This is a genomic window from Paenarthrobacter sp. FR1, assembly GCF_051106045.1.
GTDB classification, from domain to species: Bacteria; Actinomycetota; Actinomycetes; order Actinomycetales; family Micrococcaceae; genus Arthrobacter; species Arthrobacter nitroguajacolicus_A.
Window position 1 is genome coordinate 243878 of record NZ_JBPFSF010000004.1, and the last position, 15075, is coordinate 258952.

Consider the following 15075-nt stretch of genomic DNA (forward strand, 5'->3'; position numbering starts at 1 on the left):
TGGGTCCCTGCTCAGCAGTCCCCAGATTTCTTGGGACCGAAAAACCCCCGCATGCTACTTTACGCGAGTCATCCAAAAGCAGTGGCAGCTAGCCTGCGGGCTGGGCCTCCGATTGCGCCCGGATGCTCCACGCCGACCAATCCAGCGGATGGACGGAGGGCCGTCCCAGGAGGTATCCCTGCGCCGCCGTGACCTCCAACGCCGTGACTTCCTGGAGTTCCTCCGTGGTTTCGATGCCTTCGGCAATGACATCGGCGCCAATCTCCCGGGCAAGCTCAACGATGGCCCTGGCCCGGATCTTCTGCCCTTCGTTGCCTTCGATGCCCTCAATGAGATGGCGGTCCAGCTTGATGATGTCCGGCCGCAGTTGCTCAATCCGGTCCAAGGAGACCAGGGCTGCTCCGGATGCACTGATGGCCAACCGCAGCCCCAGTGCCCGCAAGGGTCCCAGTCCGTCGCGTCCGGTTTGGCCTTCCACGCCGGCCAGGCTGCCGGTCAGTTCAACAATGATCCTGTCCGGGGCGAGGGCCGCCGCAGCCAGCAAGTTCCGTACCCGCCGGTCGCTGGATGTTTCCGGGGTGAGGTTCAAGGCAACCGACATGTCCTCGGGAACATCGTGCGCAGCCGTCAGTGCACAGTGCAGCGCAGCGATCTCCAGCTCGGTCCCCAGGCCGGCTGCCGCAGCCTCGCTGAACCAAACATCGGCGCCGGCACCATCTTCACCGACGAAGCGTGTCAGCGCCTCCACGCCAACCACGTCGCCCGACGGCAGCGCATGGACTGGCTGGAAAGCAGTCAGCAGGAGCTTGTCCGCGAGGATCGCCTGGATGCTCTCCCGCACTTCATGGCTGACGGGGATGGAAACGGTTCGGGCTGCGTCCGAGGATTCCAGGTGCAGGCTGGCTGGCTCAAGCCCTACAGCGACTTTGGGTGTTGGCGCCGGATTCTTGCGTGTTTCAAGGAGGTGCTCCAACAAGGCGCCCTCAGGATCGTCGGGACGGGCCTCAACCAACTCGCGGAGCTTGTTCCTGACGTCCTCGCTGCCGGGGTCGGAATCGGCCAGGATGGACTCGATGATGTCCGTGACCTGCTCGCGCATGGTCATATCCTCAGCGATCGGCAGCGCTTCGCCGTCACCAGCGCGCGCGTGGTCCGCACCGTCGCGCGGTGAAAGGGAGCCCTCTTCTTGAGCCATCGACTATTCCTTTATGTGTATCCCCCGCTGGCTGCGCCAGACAACGACCACCCACGAACATGTGGGCCTTGTCACGAATCTTACAGAGTAAAAGTTGCGCGCCGGTCACCATGGAGCCTTCCCGGCTCCGAAACCGTGTCGCTGGGGGCTTCGCACTGACATGCTGGAGGGGTGACATCCCTTTCGACGGAAACACCCCGTACCGCGCTCAGTTGGAAACTGTTGCCAGCAGTGTTGCTGTCGCTGTCCGGCATTCCGCTCTTTGCCCTTGGCAACGAGACGCTGGGCTACGGCCTCTTGGCCCTCAGCGTGGTGACCGCCGCCTTCATTGACCACCGCCTGATGCGGCACCTCATCCTGATCGCGGCCGGCATGACCATCTTCAGCTTGGTTCCGCTGAATGCCGACCTGAGCACCGGGCATATGGCCCTCATGGGTGGGGCCTTGGCCCTGGCCGTCTTGGTTCCCTGGCTGGTATCGCGGTTTGCCTACAGGGAAGACATCATCAAGTTCCCGGTGAACACCGGCCGCAAATGGCCCCTCGCCGCAAAGCTCTACCTGATAGGCGTCGTGGCGCTGGGTTACTTCATCCTGCCGTTCTATCTCATCAGCACTGGGGTGTACCAAAACTGGCCAGACGCCTCCGATCCTGAGATCTTCTGGCGGCTCTTCCTGGGCGTCAACGCTGTGGGGATCTGGGATGAACTGTTCTTCATCTGCACCACGTTCACGCTGTTGCGGCAACACTTCCCGGATTGGCTGGCCAATCTCCTGCAGGCGGTGGTTTTTTCGTCATTCCTGTGGGAGATCGGATACCAATCGTGGGGTCCCCTGCTGACCTACCCCTTCGCACTGCTGCAGGGCTACACCTTCAAACTGACCAAGTCGTTCACGTATGTGGTGTCCGTGCACCTGCTTTTCGACTTCGTGCTGTTCCTTGCCCTGGTGCATGCGCACAACCGTGACTGGCTGCCGATCTTCCTGTACTAGCTCTTCCCGTACCAGCCGGCTGGGCCTTACGAGCCCGCCCAGGCTTCCTCGGAAACTTCAATTTCCTGTGCCATGTCGTCGAGGAACCGCATCACAGTTTCACGTTCCGCGGGCGTCAACCGCGCTGCCGCCAGGAAGCGCTTGGCCTGTTGACGCCCGACGGTACGGACGGCAGCCTCATGCGTTTCGGTGGTGATGGCTATCGCGAGCGCCCGACGGTCGGAGGGGTGGGCGTGTCGCGTGATGTGTCCCGCGCGTTCCAGCCGGTCGAGCAGCTTGGTGGTTGACGCCGTCGAAATGTGAAGGTGGGCGGCTATGGCGCCTGGGGTGGCGATGACGTCATGGTTGGCGCAGACGATCAGGTAATGCAGCGCTCGCATGTCCGATTGGTTGAGCTTCATGTATCGGAGGGAGGCGTCGGAGAGGCGTTGTTCGGCTTCGCGCAGCCTCCCCAGCGCTGCCATCACGTCGCTGATCTGCTGGATGTCGGCGTCCGAGAGCCCTGACCGGTCCACCAGTTCCTGATGCGGATCATTGGAGTCCAGGTGATAGATGCCCGAGGAGACCGAGGCGTCGATTTCTTCAGAACTGGACATGCTGAGTATGTTACACCTAACTTCCTACATGGTAGCCTTTCTTCTAGCTTATCTAGCAAAGTTTGAGGGAAGGCGAAAAGTGAACGCGACAGAGATGGTCGTCCTTCTTGACGACGCCGGGAACCCTATCGGTGAAGCTTCCAAAGCGGGGGTGCACACCCTGGATACCCCACTGCATCTGGCTTTCTCCTGCTATTTGCTCAACGACTCCGGAGAAGTCCTCCTGACCCGCCGGTCACCGGAGAAGAAGACGTGGCCAAGCGTGTGGACCAACAGTTTCTGCGGTCATCCCGGGCCGGGCGAAGAGTTCGAAGACGCCATCATGCGACGGGCGCAGTTCGAACTTGGCGTGGATGCCAACAGTATCGAACTGGTCCTCCCCCACTTCCGGTACCGGGCCATTGATCCCACCGGAATTGTTGAGAATGAGATTTGCCCTGTCTATGTTGCCCGGATCAGCGGAGCACTGCAGCCCAATCCCTCCGAGGTTGCGGACTGGGCCTGGATTTCACCGGCGGTGCTCGCAGATGCCTTGGAGCACTCTCCCGCCGCCTTCAGCCCATGGCTCGGACTGCAGTTCCCGCAGCTCCTTGAGGCGCAGGCACTCCCGCTCGTCGCGGGAGCCGGGGCATGACCGTCACCTCAGGCTCACTGCGAAGCCGGACAGACCTCTGCACCGCCATCGAAACCGAGCTCACCGGACTGATGGGAAAGAGGGCCAGCATCGCCACGACCTACGGACCCGATTTCACCCGCCTTTGGGCCATTGCCGGCGAGAACGTCCTGGGGGGCAAATTCGTGCGGCCCCTGCTCCTCATGGAAACGTACGACGCCCTGTACCAAGGAAGTTCCGGACAACGCGAGACCGCCATCAGCATCGCCGCCTCCATTGAGCTCCTGCACTATGCCTTCCTGCTCCACGATGACGTGATCGACGGCGACCTCGTCCGCCGCGGGCATCCCAACCTGATCGGTTCCCTGCTTGCCGAGGCCGGCGAAGTCCCCCGCCCCGACGGAGCCCTCCACTGGGCGCAGACCGGTGGCATCCTCATGGGCGACATGCTGCTCGCCGCGACGCACCAATCGTTCGCCCGAGTGGACCTGCCCCACGAACTTCGCCTGCGGCTCCTCGACCTGCTGGAACACACCATCAACGAAACCGTTGCGGGCGAACAGCTGGACGTCGGCCTCGGCGATGGAATCGTGGCTCCTGAACTTGAGACCATCCTGATGATGTGCGGCTACAAGACCGCTACCTACACCTTTGAGCTCCCGTTGCGCGCAGCCGCTGCCCTCGCTGGCGCGGATTTCGCCGTCGAGAACGCGCTCGCCACCGCCGGCCGGCATCTGGGGCTCGCCTTTCAGCTGCAGGACGACCTTCTGTCCACCTTCGGGGACCCGCAACGCCACGGCAAGGATCCCTATTCGGACCTGCGCGAGGGCAAGCAGACCGCCATCATTGCCCACGCCCGGTCCACCGCCTCATGGCCGGACATCGAGCCCTTCTTCGGCAGGCCGGAACTCAACGGTGCGGAGGCCGACCACGTGCGCCGGCAACTCACTGATTGCGGGGCTGAGAAGTTTGTCCAGTCCCTGATAGCAGAGCAGCTGCAGGCTTTCAATGACGTACTGGCCAGCGCGGAATCGCAGGTCCCACCCAACGCCCGCAACGTCCTGGTGGACCTCGCCGGGCAGCTGGAAGGACGGCAGTCATGAGCGTAGCCGCTGACACTTCCTTCATCCATTTCACCCGTACCGCCGAGCGCGCTGCGAACCAGGTCATCGCTGCGTACTCCACCTCATTCGGCCTCGCCTGCAAGCTGCTCGGGGCCAGGCACCGCCAGCACGTCCGGAATATCTACGCTTTGGTGCGCGTGGCCGATGAACTCGTTGACGGCGTGACGGCCGAAGCGGGCCTGAGCTATCAGGAACAAAGCGAAGCCCTGGACCACTTCATTGATGAGACGCACCGGGCAGTGAAGCTGGGCTACAGCAGCGACCTCATCATCCACGCCTTCGCCCAAACAGCCCGGGTTGCCGGAATCGAGCAAGACCTCATCGATCCCTTCTTCGCTTCCATGCGTACGGATCTCGGTGAGCGGAGCGCAGCGCCGGCGGCGCCCCTGCGCTTCGATTCCGAGGCGCACCAGGGCTATGTGCACGGGTCCGCCGAAGTGGTGGGGTTGATGTGCCTGCGGGTTTTCATGCGGGATGAAAACATCGACGACGGCGACTCCGCGGCTTTGGAGTACGGCGCCAGCAGGCTGGGCGCTGCTTTCCAGAACATCAACTTCCTCCGGGACCTGGCCGACGATACGATCCGGCTCGGACGCAGCTACCTCGGCACCACGGACCACCTTGAGGACCGGGAACGCATGGAGTGGGTCAGGACCATCCGGGCCCAGTTGGCCGATGCCAACGCCGTCATCCCGTTGCTGCCTCGTGACGCGCGCGCTGCGGTTCGGAGTGCACTGGCCCTTTTCGCCGCACTGACCGACAGGATCGAACAGACCACGGTGGACGAGCTGTACCGCTCCCGCGTCCGCGTTCCGGACAGGGTCAAAGCAGGCTTGGCCGCCCGCGCCGTTGCCTCAACCTGGATGGAGCTGCACCGATGACCCGGACAGTAGTGATCGGCGGCGGCATCGCTGGGCTAGCCACCGCCGCCCTCCTCGCCCACGAAGGACACGAAGTCCAACTCCTTGAGCAGCGTGACCGCGTTGGCGGGCGCGCCGGCAGCCTCGAGCGTGACGGATTCCGCTTCGATACCGGCCCCTCTTGGTACCTCATGCCCGGCGTCTTCGACCATTTCTTCGAGCTCCTCGGCACCAGCACCGCGGAACAGTTGGATCTGCGAACCCTAAGTCCCGCTTACCGCATCTTCAGCGAGCCAAACCACGACGGCGTGCGGCCGGATCCGCTGACCGTTCCGTTGGGCAGCGAACAGGTTTTGGACACCTTCGAACGGGTGGAGCCCGGCAGCGCAAAGGAGCTCTCCGCCTACCTTGCTTCTGCCCGGCACACCACCGACATGGCTGAACGCTTTTTCCTCTATAACCCCTTCACCAAATTGAAGGGGCTGCTGCATCCGGAGGTGGTACGAAGCTTGCCCAAGCTTCTGCAACTCCTTGCCACCCCACTGGACAGGTACGTTTCCCAGCGGTTCCAGCACCCGGTCCTCCGGCAGGTACTGGGGTACCCGGCGGTCTTCCTTGGTACCAACCCTTCAGATGCGCCGGCGATGTACCACCTGATGAGTGCGCTGGATTTGGGCGATGGCGTGCAGTATCCGATGGGTGGGTTCTGGGCTCTCGTCGAGCGGCTCGAGGCATTGGCCCTTGACGCCGGCGTGCGGATCCAGACGGGTGCGGAGGCCCTTAGGATCACCACCCGCGAAGCAACGCACATCAAAAAACTTGGACGCTTTGACGGCCTGAACCTTCCCGCCGGCATCTCCGGCAAGGACAGCCGGGAGGTCACGGGCGTGAAGTGGCGCGACGCCACCGGTGCCGAGCACTACAGCGTGGCCGACCTCGTGGTCTCCGGCGCCGACCTCCACCACACCGAAACCCAGCTGCTGGGTGTCAGGGACCGGAGCTACAACAACAAGTATTGGCAGAGCCGCACCAGCGGCCCGGGCGCAGTCCTGGTGATGCTGGGGGTCAAGGGCGAACTCCCCGAGCTACCCCACCATTCTTTGTTCTTCACCCGGGATTGGGAGGCAAACTTCGCCTCGATCTTCGGTGAAGAGCCGAGCATTCCGGATCCGGCATCCATCTACGTCTGTAAGCCGAGTGCAACGGATGCCGACGTCGCTCCGCAGGGACATGAGAACCTCTTCGTCCTGGTCCCGATCCCTGCCGACCCTGCCCTGGGAGCGGGCGGTCCTGAAGGCAGCGGCGATCTCCTCATCGAGCAGGCCGCCGACGCCGCCATCGACCAAATCGCCCAGTGGGCCAACATCCCCGACCTTCGGGAGCGCATCGTGGTCCGGCACACCATCGGCCCGGCCGACTTCGCCCGCGACTACAACTCCTGGCGTGGAGGCATGTTGGGCCCCGCCCACACGCTGCGGCAAAGTGCCATGTTCCGGGCCCAGAATGCCTCCAAGCGTGTTCGCGGCCTCTACTACGCCGGTGCCACCACGGCGCCCGGCGTCGGTGTCCCCATGTGCCTCATCAGTGCTGAATTGGTTCTGAAGCGGATCCGCGGCGACCACAGCCCCGGCCCTGTCGCCGCAAGGCCAGTAGCCAGCAGGATTGGCTGATGGGTGTTCTGTACCTGCTCTCACTGCTGCTCGGTATCACGTGCATGCTGCTTCTGGACCACCGCTTCCGTTTGTTCTTCTGGCGCGACGCCAAAGCAGCGGCGATCGTGACCGCCGTCGGGGTTTTGTTCCTCCTCGCCTGGGACCTGGCCGGTATCAGGCTGGGAATTTTCCTGCGCGGTGAAGGCACCATCGCCACCGGGCTGCTGTTAGCTCCCGAGTTGCCCATCGAGGAGCCGGTGTTCCTGATTTTCCTGGTGCTGTGCACGATGGTCCTGTACACGGGCGCCCGACGGCTCCTTGAACGGCTCCCCGCGCGGCAGGCCGAGCGGGAGCGGGAGAACGTATGACGTACTTATGGCTCGCGCTCGCTTTCATTGCGGCGGCAGTCGTTGCCGGCCTGGCCTTCGCCCGCCTCGGTGCGCGGCACGGCGAGACGGCCAAACACTGGAAAGCCGTTGGTATCGCGTTCGCCGCCTTGGCTGTGCTCACTGCGGTGTTCGACTCGGTGATGATCGGCATGGAGCTTTTCCACTACGACCCCTCGCACATCCTCGGGCTCAAGGTAGGACTCGCACCCCTTGAGGACTTTGCGTACCCGCTCGCCGGTGTGGTGGCGCTTCCCGGTTTGTGGATGTGGCTGACTCGCCGACGGGGTGCTGGAGCAAAGTCCAACCTCAAAGGCCTCGTTCCACAGGCAGTGCTCGCGTCCCGACCAGTCAGTTGGATCAATACCGCCTACCCGTTTGCCGCGGCGATGCTCCTGACCACCCGCGAGATCGACTGGGTCCTGATCGTGGGCACGTTCTATTTCCTGATTCCCTACAACCTGGCCATGTACGGCATCAACGACGTCTTCGATTATGAGTCGGACCTCAAGAACCCGCGCAAGGGTGGCATCGAAGGCGCGCTCCTCCAGCCGCACCTGCACCGGCCAATGCTGTGGCTCGCGGTCATCACCAACGTGCCGTTCCTGCTGGTGCTCGCCTTCGCGGGCGGACCCACCACATGGCTTGCCGTGGGTGTGAGCGCATTCGCTGTGGCGGCCTATTCCGTTGCGGGGCTCCGCTTCAAGGAACGCCCGGTCTTGGACTCGCTGACGTCCAGTACGCACTTCGTGAGCCCCGCCGTCGTCGGTTTGGCGTTGGCAGGTGCCGACGTGACGCCAGGGCTTCTCATCCTGCTGGCCGCGTTCTTCCTGTGGGGAATGGCCGCCCACGCCTTCGGCGCCGTCCAGGACATCGAACCCGACCGGCAGGCCGGCATCGGCTCCATAGCAACAGTCATCGGAGCCCGCCGCACGGTGCGGCTCGCCGTCGTGCTCTGGCTTGTTGCCGGGCTCGCCATGTTGGCGACGCCATGGCCCGGGCCGTTGGCGGCCATCATTGCCGTCCCCTACATCGCCAACTGCGCACCCTATTGGAACGTAACGGATACGACGGCGGCACGCACCAATGTGGCCTGGCGCCGGTTTATCTGGCTCAACTACGGTTCAGGATTCCTGGTGACGCTCATCTTCATCCTGCAGTGGAGCCTCACGTCATGATTGGGACGGTTCCTCTGGCTCTTCATCGATGGTGTCCAGTGCTTCACGCATGTGCTGCAGGAAATTCACCACGATCTGCGACTCGTCCGGGCTCAGCGCACAGGCCGCGTCCAGCATCCGGCGGTGCATTCCACCCAGGGTGTGCCGCACTTCCTGGTCGGATCCCGGCGTCGCCTTCAGGATCAACGCGCGACGATCGGTGGGATGGGGTTCGCGGCGAATATGGCCGGACTCCACCAGGCGGTCGATCAGCGTGGTCATGGACGCCGACGTTATCCCGAGTTTGTCGCCCAGATCCTTCGGCTTCATCACTTTCCCGGCGGCCTCGGCTTCGAACAGGTAGCGCAGTGCCAGCAGGTCCTTCTCACCCATTCCCATGGAAGAGCGGGTGCGGCGACGCATCGCCTGCTCGGAGGCGCGGTAATCCCGGAGGGCGTTCAGCACGTCAATGGCAATGGCCTTCTGACCTGGGTCCTTGCCGTACCAGTAGCCCTTTGCGTGGCCTTCCGAGTCCATCCAATGTTCCTTCGATAAGCGTAAAGCTTGATTCACTAGCATTTTGATACTAGGTCACCTACCTCGCGAATGCATGACACCGCACATCCCACAAGGAAAGAGGCTCTGCACATGGGAACAGGAAGCTCGGATTTCGCCCGACAGATCACCGTCACGTTGAGCCTGGTGGTGTGCATCGTTGGTTCGATGATCGGCGTCGGAGTGTTTGGCGGAACCCCCATCGCCCAGGCCGCCGGCGGCGCCTTGGCTGCGGATTCCACCCTCCTGGCGCCCGCCACGCCGGCCTTCTCCATTTGGTCCGTGGTGTACGCCGGGCTTGTGGCTTACACGGTGTGGCAGTGGGTGCCGTCCCAGCGGGCCAATTCGCGCCAACGCTCGCTCGGGTGGATCGTGGCTGTGTCCATGATCCTGAATGCGGCCTGGATTCTGTCCGTCCAAGCTGGTTGGCTCTTCGTCAGTGTTCTGGTGATCCTGGCGCTGCTGGTGACCCTGGTGTTGGCGTTCCTCCGCTACAGCCAGACCCGAGCTGCTTCCTGGGTTGAGGCTGTGGTGGTGGATGGAACCTTGGGGTTGTACCTCGGCTGGACCAGTGTGGCCGTGTGCGCCAACATCGCGGCTGCTTTGAAGGCTTCTGGTTTCTCCGGGTTCGGCTTCCAACCTGAAATCTGGTCGGTTGCCGTGCTGGTGGTGGTCGCGATAGTGGGGACCGCCTTGGCTATCAAGGGCAAGGGGAGGCTGGCATTGGCCGCAGCCATCGCATGGGGACTGGTGTGGATCACGGTGGGCCGCAGCGCTGCCGCCCCTGAATCATTCCCGACGGCGATAGCAGCCGCCGTCGCTGCTGCTTTGGTCCTCGGCGCTGCGATCACCGTGCGGGCTCGGACAGTGCTGGCTGGGGTTGGGGCTGGGGCCGGGGCTGGGGCTGCAGCTCGGCGGTGACGCGGCGTCGGCGGTGACACGGCGGTGTTTGTTCCCCCGCGGTGTTTGTTTTCCGCAGTATCCGTTTTCCGCGCGGCGCAGGGGCGGGGACCTAGCTCCCGGTTGAGTCCCCGCCTTTGTTTGCCACACGCACCGTAGGGCGGCGGGCGGGGCGGAAACGGTCCGACTCGTCGACGGCTACGAGGCCCCGACGGACGCACCTGACTAGCTGCTTTTTCCTGACGTCTCGGGTTGTCCACATAGGTCGGTTGGGGTCTGATGGTGGCTGTTGCTGGCTGGAAGAGTTGGGGCATGGATCGGACTCGGGACGGGCAAGCGGGCGTAGACGCAACGGGCGCGGCGCTTGCTCATGTTGCGGGTTGTTGGTCCAGTGCTTCGCTGCCGCGGGTGTCTGATCTCATCACTCTCCTGCGCTCCGTCCCCCTGGGTGCGGGCAGTGGTGAGTTGGTGGATCAGGTCCGGGGGTTGGAGGAGTTGAAGTCTGCCATCACTGGGTTGCAGGCCCGGGCTGCGGTGCCTTTTGACCTTGCCCGGCGCGGGGAGCAAGAAGCCACCGGTGTCCCGGCGGCCGAGCGGGGCCAGGGGGTGGGTGCGCAGCTGGCGTTGGCGCGGCGGGAGTCCCCGAACAAGGGTTCCCGTCTGTTGGGGTTGGCGAAGGCGTTGGTGTCGGAGATGCCCCGCACCATGGCGGCCCTGGAATCAGGACAGCTCAACGAGTGGCGGGCCACCCTGCTGGTGAAAGAAACGGCCTGTTTGTCCGTCGAGGACCGGTCCGCGGTGGATGAGGAACTCGCCGCCGATACCGGGACCTTCGACGGCGCCGGGGACAAAGCCATCACCGCCGCGGCGAAGGCCGCGGCGTACCGGCGGGATCCGCGCTCGGTGGCCCAGCGCGCCGCCCACGCCGCGACCGAGCGGACCGTGAGCCTGCGCCCGGCCCCGGACACCATGACCTACCTGACCGCGCTGCTCCCCGCCGCCCAGGGAGTGGCAGCCTACGCCGCCCTGACCCGGGCCGCTGATACTGCCCGGACCGGTGGTGATTCGCGGTCTGGTGGTGATTCGCGGGCTGGTGGTGATTCGAGGTCCCGGGGCCAGGTCATGGCCGACACCCTCGTTGAACGGATCACCGGTAAGAGTGGCGGGATCAGCGGCGTTGAGCTTCAACTGGTCATGACCGACCGGACCCTGTTCCAAAGCGATTCCGAGCCCGCCCGGCTCCAGGGGTACGGGATCGTCCCTTCGGAATGGGCCAAAACACTCGTCGGCACAGGCGGGGAGTTTGCCGTCTGGGTCCGGCGGCTCTACACCGCCCCCGCCACCGGCGAACTCCTGACCACGGATTCGAAGGCCAGGTTCTTCCCGCCACGGCTGCGGCGCTTCATCGAAACCCGGGACGCCACCTGCCGCACCCCCTACTGCGACGCGCCCATCCGCCACATCGACCACATCAACCCCTGGCACGCAGGCGGGGCCACCACCCTGAGCAACGGCGCCGGGCTCTGCGAAGCCTGCAACCACACCAAAGAAACCCCCGGCTGGAGAAGCAAAACCACACCAACAGACACACCAGGCACCCACACCCTCGAAATCACCACACCCACAGGCCACAGCTACCGGTCAAAAGCACCACCCCTGCCGGGGCAAGGTCACGCTCGAGGAAATGTCCGAGATCTAGGCCAAGACGCCCAAGCGACCTCACCCAAAGCGCCGCCGGAGCCACTGCCGACGGTGGCAGCTACAGCACCCAAGCCAGGCGCGTCCACAACTGAACACCAGGACCTCGCCCGTGTTTAGGCACCAAATAAGTCCGGCAGCCTTCGAAGGTGCGTCGATCGCTACGGCGTGCAGGCATCTTTCAGTGCCTGAACTGACTCAGCCGGCACTTCGTCCCCTGCTTCCGCGATCTGGTTCAACGGCGTCGTAATTTCTGCGGGGACACCGGCAGCGCTGGCGGCCGAGACCAGTCCGGCGAGCAGCTGCTTGTCCTGAACGCTGACCAAGCCGTCCTGGACCACAGCGCAAACCTGCTTGGTCACTTCGTCGGCGGCGGCAGTGGCCACCTTTGAGGCTGCCTCACTGGCTGCGTTCGTGGCTGCTTCCTCCACGGCTCCGCAGCCTACGAGCATCAGCAAAAGGGGGACGACGGACAGGGCAGCAAGGCGACGGGTCATGACCCCAGCCTAGCAATCCAGTGTCCAGCCCAAATTGCTCTGGTCCGTCATTGTCGAGATTGATACGCTCGCCGAATGCGGCTCCGTCCGATCGATCTCGTGGATGTGTTCGTCTACCTTGTGGTGCTGGGCGTATTCATTCAGCTGTTCCCCGCCGTTATTTCCGAATCCTTCCTGCTGGCGCTCCTCACGGCCATCCTGCTCAAGGTCGTCCTGGAGATAGTGCTGCTGGCAAAGAAGAGAATCGTTGCTCGCATTCGAGGTGGAAAGACGGCGGCCGTACGCATCATCAGCATCGTGGCGCTGCTGTTCGTGATGCCCGGAAGCAAGTTCCTGGTTCTTGAGTTGGTCCATTTCGCGTTCGGCGACGCCGTGCAACTCGGCGGGTTCCTCCCGGTAACGGCCCTGATCATTGTCTTGATGCTGGCGCGCGGTGGCATGCGGCGTTTGTTCGCTCAGACGGACCAATGAGTTCGGCTGCGCGAAGTGAGTTGCCCTAGCCCCCAATAAGCTCCTTCACCGGACCTTCGTGCAACGCCAGGTAGACGTCGTCCCGGAGCTGGTTGGCCTCGGGACCGGTCAGTGTGCCGTCCAGGGGCCGCAGGACCAATCTGATCAGGGCGTTGGCCTGCCCCGCATGGAGCTGAAGCCGCTGCCGAGCTGCCAAGGGAAGCTCGTCGTAGGGACTCAAGGCCACCAGCTCGACGCTTTCCAAGTCCTCGTCTCGGCCTGCCAAAGCTGTTCGGACCCTGTCTCCGAGCAACTCACCGTCCATGTCCGCGGCTACGACGATGGAGATGTCCCTGCTGATGGAGGGCTTTTGGGAGACAGGTTTCCAAGGTGACAGATCCAGCATCTGTTGTTCGATCCTTGGGTCCGCAGACCTGAGCAGCCGTATGTCCGGGAGTCCCTTGCGAAGCATCAGGGCACGGTCCAGACCCATGCCGAGAGCCAATCCCGACCATTGCATGGGATCCAACCCGGCGTCCAGGAAAAGTTGTGGCGCCATCAGCCCGCACTCCGCGAGTTCCAGCCACTCCCCATCCATCCGAACATCCAGCTGCAGGCCGTTTTGGGTATAGGGGTGGACCGCCGGAACTGCCCGCCAGTCTGCGTCCGGCAGCACCGCATTCACCAGCGAGCCGACCATCTCTTGAAGATGGCTGGAGTTCAGAGCGTCCATGGAAGACACGCGCCACAAGTCCACTTGGTGGGGTGTCCCCACATGGGTGCGGTCAATGGAGTCGCGCCGGTAGACCAGACCGGGAACAGCCCAGAGCTCGTCGATGGACCCGTTGGGATCCAGCGAGCGCAACAGCGACGGGATGGACGCAGAGGTGTGGCTCCGCAACATGACGCCAGGACTGACATAGCGGGAGTATCTTTGGTCGCGCGTGACGTCTGCTGGGCTGAATCCCAGCCGATCGTAATTGTCGGCCACGCTGACCAAGGGACTGTGGCGAATGATCCGTGCCGGCACGTCCCAATGCTCGCGCAGGCCCCGCACCATGTCGCGGAGTAGGTGCTGCATCGTGTGCGGGCCATCGTGCGGATTGGAGAGGTCCCTGATGGTCAGGGCGGCATGAAGTTCGGCGGGGCTGAGGTAGTTGGGCATTGCGAGTCCTTGGCTTGCGGGAAGTGGGTGGAGGGTTCCTCCCCCGACTTACTCCGGTGCCAGGACCTAGGCGCGCGCCAACCAGCCCTCGCGACCGGAGACCGGTCGGGGGCAAGTAAATCGACGCATTGCGAGCATGGGCCGACTATACCCTTGTCCGCCCCATCGGGACTACCTGTTGATCGGCTTGTTCAAAGCGAGGCTGATGGTTTGGCCCGCCACCAACTCCCCGACGGAAACATCGGTGAATTCGTACCAGATCCCGCCGGTCCCCGTGAGCGGCCTGTTCGCTGATCGGATGTCAACCACACTGAAGCGGAAGGAGACTTGGCGCTCGGTGTCTCCAGCCGCCGTCGTGTATGTCAGCGGGATGCCGTCCGCGTCTGCGGTGAAGTTCCCACGGGCGCCGTCGATTGGCAACTCGCCGGGGATCAACCGTACTTTGGTGCCGGCGGGGATGGGTTTGCCTGCCGACAGAGACGGGTTGTACATCAGCAACTGCTCGGTGGTGGACCTGAATTTGTAGCCGAGGCTATCGAAGGAATCACCGTCCACTGTGGTGTAGAAGATGGCCTGTCCGAAGGAGTTATTGATGGTCGCTCCGGCACCGGACCGGCTGTCCACCGGGTTCTTCTGCAACTGGATGAGGTGCCCTTCACGGATGAAGTAGGTGTTGCCTTGCTCGTACACATATGGGACCTTGTTCGCTTCAGCCAACTGCTCGCCAGTGAGCCCGAACCGGTAGCTGATCCCATCCAGGGTGTCGCCGGCTTCGATCTTGTAGTTCACCGGAAGGCCATTCGCGTCTTCGGTGAACGCGCCCTTGGCACCGGTGATCGGACCGGGCGCGGGAATCAGCCGTAGCCTAGTACCCGTTGGGACGGGGTCCGTGGCCTTGAGCCCGTTGAACTCGGCGAGTTTCGCCGCGGACAGCTCGAAGGCCTCAGCCACGTTCGCAAGACTGTCGCCGTCGACGGTGGTGTAGAAATCCGCATTTCCGAACGAATCAGCGACGATGGCACCTTTGGGGGACGCATTTTCGACGGCGGCAGTTGACGCGTGTGCGGTGGGCGCCGGAGGTAGCGGGTCGGGTGAGGGTTCCGTGGCTGTACAGGCAACTAGCCCGGTAGACAGCACTGCCGCGAGCAGGCCAGATCGAACCGCAAACTTCATGACTTCCCCCAAAAAGCGCCCGCGTTGCAGCGGGGTGAGCATATCTCAAAGAACAACCATAAAG

General features: G+C 63.5%; 16 protein-coding genes. 10 read left to right on the forward strand and 6 right to left on the reverse strand.

What is annotated here, in order from left to right:
* Positions 1-88: 88 nt before the first annotated feature.
* Positions 89-1195: an EAL domain-containing protein gene (locus ACR30Z_RS10055; protein WP_144652016.1), complete on the reverse strand. Its 1107-nt coding sequence runs from the start codon at positions 1193-1195 to the stop codon at positions 89-91.
* A 171-nt stretch (positions 1196-1366) separates the two neighbouring features.
* Here ACR30Z_RS10055 and ACR30Z_RS10060 point away from each other — a divergent pair, with 171 nt between their 5' ends.
* Positions 1367-2185 carry a CPBP family glutamic-type intramembrane protease gene (locus tag ACR30Z_RS10060; RefSeq protein ID WP_434372410.1) on the forward strand — a complete coding sequence of 273 codons (819 nt, stop codon included), beginning with the start codon at positions 1367-1369 and terminating at the stop codon, positions 2183-2185.
* Between the two features lie 26 nt (positions 2186-2211).
* On the opposite strand, the gene ACR30Z_RS10065 is transcribed toward ACR30Z_RS10060, so the two are convergent.
* A complete protein-coding gene (locus tag ACR30Z_RS10065) occupies positions 2212-2781 on the reverse strand; it encodes a MarR family winged helix-turn-helix transcriptional regulator (protein WP_434372412.1) in 570 nt (189 codons plus the stop codon).
* 79 nt (positions 2782-2860) lie between these two features.
* Here ACR30Z_RS10065 and idi point away from each other — a divergent pair, with 79 nt between their 5' ends.
* From idi to ACR30Z_RS10095, 6 genes are read left to right on the forward strand one after another with little or no spacing between them, the layout of a single operon-like run.
* Positions 2861-3415 carry an isopentenyl-diphosphate Delta-isomerase gene (idi, locus tag ACR30Z_RS10070; RefSeq protein WP_434372413.1) on the forward strand — a complete coding sequence of 185 codons (555 nt, stop codon included), beginning with the start codon at positions 2861-2863 and terminating at the stop codon, positions 3413-3415.
* On the forward strand, positions 3412-4497 hold the full coding sequence (locus ACR30Z_RS10075; RefSeq protein ID WP_434372415.1) for a polyprenyl synthetase family protein: 1086 nt from the start codon (positions 3412-3414) through the stop codon (positions 4495-4497). The genes idi and ACR30Z_RS10075 overlap by 4 nt, the downstream gene beginning before the upstream one ends.
* A complete protein-coding gene (locus tag ACR30Z_RS10080) occupies positions 4494-5399 on the forward strand; it encodes a phytoene/squalene synthase family protein (protein WP_144652021.1) in 906 nt (301 codons plus the stop codon). Before ACR30Z_RS10075 ends, ACR30Z_RS10080 begins: the two co-directional genes overlap by 4 nt.
* A complete protein-coding gene (gene crtI, locus ACR30Z_RS10085; RefSeq protein WP_434372417.1) occupies positions 5396-7048 on the forward strand; it encodes a phytoene desaturase family protein in 1653 nt (550 codons plus the stop codon). The genes ACR30Z_RS10080 and crtI overlap by 4 nt, the downstream gene beginning before the upstream one ends.
* Positions 7048-7398: a lycopene cyclase domain-containing protein gene (locus ACR30Z_RS10090; protein WP_434372419.1), complete on the forward strand. Its 351-nt coding sequence runs from the start codon at positions 7048-7050 to the stop codon at positions 7396-7398. Before crtI ends, ACR30Z_RS10090 begins: the two co-directional genes overlap by 1 nt.
* Positions 7395-8594 (forward strand): prenyltransferase, encoded by a 1200-nt coding sequence (locus ACR30Z_RS10095; RefSeq protein ID WP_144652024.1) that lies wholly within the window; start codon positions 7395-7397, stop codon positions 8592-8594. The genes ACR30Z_RS10090 and ACR30Z_RS10095 overlap by 4 nt, the downstream gene beginning before the upstream one ends.
* Here the strand turns inward: ACR30Z_RS10095 and ACR30Z_RS10100 are convergent.
* The gene (locus ACR30Z_RS10100; RefSeq protein ID WP_208760026.1) at positions 8589-9110 is read right to left on the reverse strand and encodes a MarR family winged helix-turn-helix transcriptional regulator; all 522 of its coding nucleotides are present in this window, start codon (positions 9108-9110) and stop codon (positions 8589-8591) included. The genes ACR30Z_RS10095 and ACR30Z_RS10100 overlap by 6 nt on opposite strands.
* 111 nt (positions 9111-9221) lie before the next feature.
* Between ACR30Z_RS10100 and ACR30Z_RS10105 the strand changes: the two genes are divergently transcribed.
* Together ACR30Z_RS10105 and ACR30Z_RS10110 are read left to right on the forward strand one after the other, a co-directional pair.
* On the forward strand, positions 9222-10049 hold the full coding sequence (locus ACR30Z_RS10105) for a tryptophan-rich sensory protein (protein ID WP_434372422.1): 828 nt from the start codon (positions 9222-9224) through the stop codon (positions 10047-10049).
* Positions 10050-10340: 291 nt separating this feature from the next.
* Complete coding sequence (locus ACR30Z_RS10110; protein ID WP_434372424.1) at positions 10341-11846, forward strand: HNH endonuclease; 1506 nt, start codon at positions 10341-10343, stop codon at positions 11844-11846.
* A gap of 41 nt (positions 11847-11887) precedes the next feature.
* On the opposite strand, the gene ACR30Z_RS10115 is transcribed toward ACR30Z_RS10110, so the two are convergent.
* Positions 11888-12223 carry a hypothetical protein gene (locus ACR30Z_RS10115; RefSeq protein WP_434372426.1) on the reverse strand — a complete coding sequence of 112 codons (336 nt, stop codon included), beginning with the start codon at positions 12221-12223 and terminating at the stop codon, positions 11888-11890.
* 75 nt (positions 12224-12298) lie between these two features.
* Here ACR30Z_RS10115 and ACR30Z_RS10120 point away from each other — a divergent pair, with 75 nt between their 5' ends.
* On the forward strand, positions 12299-12694 hold the full coding sequence (locus ACR30Z_RS10120) for a hypothetical protein (RefSeq protein ID WP_434372427.1): 396 nt from the start codon (positions 12299-12301) through the stop codon (positions 12692-12694).
* Positions 12695-12719: 25 nt separating this feature from the next.
* On the opposite strand, the gene ACR30Z_RS10125 is transcribed toward ACR30Z_RS10120, so the two are convergent.
* Both ACR30Z_RS10125 and ACR30Z_RS10130 read right to left on the reverse strand, forming a co-directional pair.
* Complete coding sequence (locus ACR30Z_RS10125) at positions 12720-13838, reverse strand: hypothetical protein (RefSeq protein WP_434372429.1); 1119 nt, start codon at positions 13836-13838, stop codon at positions 12720-12722.
* A 171-nt stretch (positions 13839-14009) separates the two neighbouring features.
* Positions 14010-15011, reverse strand: coding sequence for a LysM peptidoglycan-binding domain-containing protein (locus ACR30Z_RS10130; RefSeq protein ID WP_434372431.1), 1002 nt, complete (start codon positions 15009-15011; stop codon positions 14010-14012).
* Positions 15012-15075 lie beyond the last annotated feature (64 nt).